3 protein-coding genes and 2 pseudogenes are annotated in these 4,240 nt (G+C 65.3%); 2 read left to right on the top strand and 3 right to left on the bottom strand.

Going from position 1 to position 4,240, the window contains the following annotated elements:
• Positions 1–30: 30 nt before the first annotated feature.
• A complete protein-coding gene (locus tag I5W_RS24865; protein ID WP_044531272.1) occupies positions 31–1,056 on the bottom strand; it encodes an efflux RND transporter periplasmic adaptor subunit in 1,026 nt (341 codons plus the stop codon).
• A 225-nt stretch (positions 1,057–1,281) separates the two neighbouring features.
• On the opposite strand from I5W_RS24865, the pseudogene I5W_RS24870 reads away from it, so the two are divergent.
• Both I5W_RS24870 and I5W_RS24875 read left to right on the top strand, forming a co-directional pair.
• Positions 1,282–1,958, top strand: a pseudogene (locus I5W_RS24870) (response regulator transcription factor).
• 2 nt (positions 1,959–1,960) lie between these two features.
• Positions 1,961–3,364: a sensor histidine kinase gene (locus I5W_RS24875; RefSeq protein ID WP_044531269.1), complete on the top strand. Its 1,404-nt coding sequence runs from the start codon at positions 1,961–1,963 to the stop codon at positions 3,362–3,364.
• A 9-nt stretch (positions 3,365–3,373) separates the two neighbouring features.
• On the opposite strand, the pseudogene I5W_RS24880 reads toward I5W_RS24875, so the two are convergent.
• Together I5W_RS24880 and I5W_RS24885 are read right to left on the bottom strand one after the other, a co-directional pair.
• A pseudogene (locus I5W_RS24880) lies at positions 3,374–3,802 on the bottom strand (c-type cytochrome); the annotation flags it as partial.
• Positions 3,727–4,221, bottom strand: coding sequence for a 1-deoxy-D-xylulose-5-phosphate synthase N-terminal domain-containing protein (locus tag I5W_RS24885; protein ID WP_374702156.1), 495 nt, complete (start codon positions 4,219–4,221; stop codon positions 3,727–3,729). The pseudogene I5W_RS24880 and the gene I5W_RS24885, both read right to left, overlap by 76 nt.
• Positions 4,222–4,240 lie beyond the last annotated feature (19 nt).

Raw genomic sequence — 4,240 nt, forward strand, 5'->3', positions numbered from 1 at the left:
GCGCCAGCATGATCTTGCGGGCCTCGAACTTCAGGGCGCGACCTCGACGAAGACACGATTGGCAAAGCCGCTTTGCACCACCGCCGTCATCGGCACCAGCAGGCCGGTATGGGCCTGCTCGCGCAGGATGGCCTGGGCGAACATGCCGGGCTTGAGCCGGTCATCGGTATTGGCCACCAGGATGCGCACCTTCACGGTACGGGTATCCGGGTCCAGCATCTGGCCCACCGATTTGACCTTGGCCTGCAGCGGCTGGCCGGGATAGGCGTCCAGCGCGATCTCGGCATCCTGGCCGGCGTGCAGGCGCGCCAGGTCTTTTTCCTGGGCGCTGGCGGTGACATAGACCGAAGACAGGTCGGCCACCGTCATCACCGAGGCGGTGTTGTCATTCCAGAAGCTGCCGACGGCGGCATTGAGCTCAATCACGTGACCGCTGACCGGCGCGCGCACGGCCAGCCTGGCCGAGCCGCCGGAGGCCGCCGTACCGCCCAGTGCGGCCACGCGAGCGTGGGCCCGGGCGGCTTCGCTGTCGGCTTGTTCATAGTCGCTTTGCGCCTGTTCCAGGTCGCGTCGCGCGGAGATGTTGGCCTGGTCCAGGCTGCGCTGGCGTTCCAGGTTGCGGCGCGTGAGGGCCAGCGTGGATTGCGCCTTGCGCTCATCGCTCACGGCCTGGGCCAGGTCCGAGGATTCGATCTCGAAGAGCACATCACCGGCCTTGACTGCATCACCCAGCCGTTTCTGGATGCTCACGATGCGCCCGGTGGTGGGCGGCAGGATCTTGGCCAGCCGTGCCGGATCGGCTTCCACCGAGGCCGGCAGGCTGAAGGGGATGGCGATGCTGCGCTGTTCGATCAAGGCGGTCTTCAGACTATCGCGCAAGGCCGACGCGGGCGGAATGACGATGGTTTCGCCTTCATGGGTGAGTACGGGACTGGCGACCGGGCTCTTGACCTCATTGGCCATGAGCGGCAATACGCCGCGAACGGTCAGGGCAAGCGTGACGACTGCGCCGAGCAAGACGACCAGGCGCCTGCGCGTAAGGATGTTGTGGTTCATGGTGGCACCGTGGGCTGTGCGTGATGCGTGGAGATGGGGATGGGTGGTATCCCCCCGTGGCGTGAACGCCGATGCGTTTCGCGCTCGCCGCACCAGCTTGCGTGTGCTGTCGAGCTGCAGAAAACTTCGCTATGATAGGTGGCCCGAATGCAGCAGTTTCTGAATTGTTCTTCAGGAAGCGGGCTTGCTGATAACGTTTTTGATGATCGATGGGACCAGGACTTCATGCATATCCTGCTGGTGGAAGATGACAAGAAAGCCGCACGGCTGCTGGCCCAGGGCTTGCAGGAAGAGGGCTTCGAGGTGGTGGTGGCGCACAGCGGCGAAGAGGCGCTGGCCCATCGCGGCAGCGCCTTCGATGTGGCCATCTTCGACCGCATGTTGCCCGGCATCGATGGCCTGACCCTGTGCCAGCGCGTGCGCCAGGCCCAGGTGCAATGGCCGATCCTGATGCTGACCGCACGCGACGCGTTGGGAGAAAAGGTCGAGGGCCTCCATGCCGGTGTGGACGATTACCTGGCCAAGCCCTTCGCCTTCGAAGAATGCTGGCGCGTCTGCACGCCTTGCTGCGCCGTCCCAGCCAGCTCCAGGTGATGCACCTGCAACTGGCCGACCTGCGCATCGACCTGTTGGCCCATGAGGTGTTGCGCGACGGCCAGCGGCTCGATCTCACGCAAAAGGAATATGCGGTGCTGGTGCTGCTGGTGCGCCATGCCGGCAACGTGGTGAGCCGCCAGCAACTGGCCGAGCAAGTGTGGCACGCCGACCTCATTGCCATCGACAACCTGATCGACGTCCACATCAAGAACCTGCGCCGCAAGATCGATACCGAGGGTCGTCCGGCCATGATCGAAACCCTGCGCGGTCAGGGTTTTTGCATCCGACGCCAAGGGCAGCAATAATCATGGGATTCCGCAAACGTCTGTTGCTGGTGCACCTGATGGCGGTGGTGATGATCGTCACCTGCGCCGCCGCCACCGGCTGGTGGCTGTTGTCGCAATCAGTGCGAGGGCAACTGGATGCGGCGCTGCTGGCGCTGGGCGAGACCGAGGCCGGCCTGATCGCCGAAGGGCGCGACCCCTCGATCCACGTCCATGAACCCAGTCCGGGTACTGCGCCGCCGTCGCTGGTGCGGTTGGATCGACTGGTGCAGATCATTGATGCCGATGGTCACATCCTCGGGCGCAGCAACAACCTCGGCGCCGGTACGCTGCCGGTCTCGGTCAGCCTGCTCAAGCGATTGGCCCAGGGACAGACCGTCTTCGAGACCTTGCCCCATGCCAGCGAAGAACCGCTGCGCATGGTCTCGGTGCCGGTGCGCCTGGGCCAGCAGCGGTACGCGGTACTGGTGGCCGGTTCCCTGGACGATGCCGACCATATCCTGGGCTCGGCCGCCTTGCTCTTCGCCGGGCTGGCAGTGGCGCTGCTGGTGGCCCTGGCAGCGGCCAGTGCCTTGCTGACCAAGCGCCTGTTCGGCACCGTCGATCGCGTTGCGGCCCAGGCGCGGCGCATCAGCGACGCCAATCTCGGCGAACGCCTGGCCGACCCCGACAGCGACGATGAAATCGGGCATCTGGTGGACACCCTCAATTCCATGCTGGCGCGGCTGGAGCGGGCCTTCGAGCTGCAACGCAATTTCACCGCCAACGCCGCCCACGAGATTCGCTCGCCCTTGTCACGCCTGCGCACCGAGATCGAACTGGCCCTGCGCCGCCCGCGTTCGGCACAGGATTATGTGGCGACCCTGCAATCCTGCCTGGATGAAGTGGGCGGGCTCACCAGCATGGTCGAGGAATTGCTGCAACTGGCGCGGCTGGATGCGGGGCAAGAGGGGCGCAGCCTGGAGTGCATTGGCCTGGATGCCCTGGTGCGCGAAGCCCTGGCCCGCTGGCAGGGCGTGGCCGAGGCGCGCCGCATCCGCCTGGTCCTGCAGGCGCCGCAAGCGGTCCAGGCACGCATCGGCGAGCGGGCCGCCATGCTGGTGTTGAACAACCTGCTGGATAACGCCATCAAGTTCTCGCCACCGGATAGTGCCATCGAGGTCAGCGTCAGCAGCGACGCCAGCGGCGCCACCCTGGTGGTGGCCGACCGCGGGCCGGGCGTGGCGGCCACCGACATGGGCCTGCTGTTCGAGCGTTTCTATCGTGGGCGCGCCTCGCAAGTGCAGCAGACCAGCGGTGCCGGGCTAGGACTATCCATCGTGCGCGCCGTGCTGGAGGGCTATGGCGCCAGCATCAGCCTGGGCAACCGCAGCGATGGCGCAGGGGCCGAATGCCGGCTGCATTTTCCCCATGCCCCCCAGGCATAGCCTGCGCTTTCAATATCGCGCATCGGCCGGCTTCTTGCCCAGCGGCCAGTCCTTGACCTTGGCAGCGAAGTCCGGGCGCGGCTGGTGCGTAAAGAACTCTGCCACGTCCAGCGCATCCTGATCCGACAATCCACCCTGACCCAGCGGGAAGTGATCGTGCAAGGCGATGGGCATATTGCGCTTGACGAAGGCGGCCGCCGTATAGGTCCGCGCCATGCCGGCACCGATGTTGAAGGACTGATCGCCCCACAGCGGTGGGTAGACCCACTGGCCGGCCTGATTCTTCACGCCTTCACCTTGATCACCATGACACAAGGCGCACTGGGCGGTATAGACGCGCTGGCCATTGACCGCATCGGGTTTCAATTGCGGATCGATCTTGCCGATACCACGTCCGGCCACCTTGTCTTCGGGCTTGGTATCGCGTCGCATCCAGTCGGCGGCGAGATCGACATGTCGTTGTCGTTGAGGATGACCAGCAGCTTCACATCCTCATGCACGCCCGCATTGTTGAGCGCTTCGAAGGCCATGCCGGCCGTCATGGCGCCGTCGCCGATGACGGCGATGGCGTGCCGCTCCGAACCTTGCGTCTTGGCGGCCAGGGCCATGCCCAGCGCAGCCGAGATCGAGGTCGAGGAATGCGCGGTGCCGAAGGTGTCGTACTGGCTTTCGATGCGGCGCGGGAAGCCCGAGATGCCTTCCTGCTGGCGCAGCGTGGCCATGCGTTCGCGCCGGCCGGTGAGAATCTTGTGCGGGTAAGTCTGATGGCCCACGTCCCAGACGATGCGGTCTTCGGGAGTGTTGAAGACGTAATGCAGCGCGATGGTCAACTCGACCGTGCCCAGATTGGAGGACAAGTGGCCGCCGGTCTGGACA

Origin of the sequence: Herbaspirillum sp. B65, from assembly GCF_000333555.1 — a bacterium.
Lineage (GTDB): Bacteria > Pseudomonadota > Gammaproteobacteria > Burkholderiales > Burkholderiaceae_D > Herbaspirillum > Herbaspirillum rubrisubalbicans.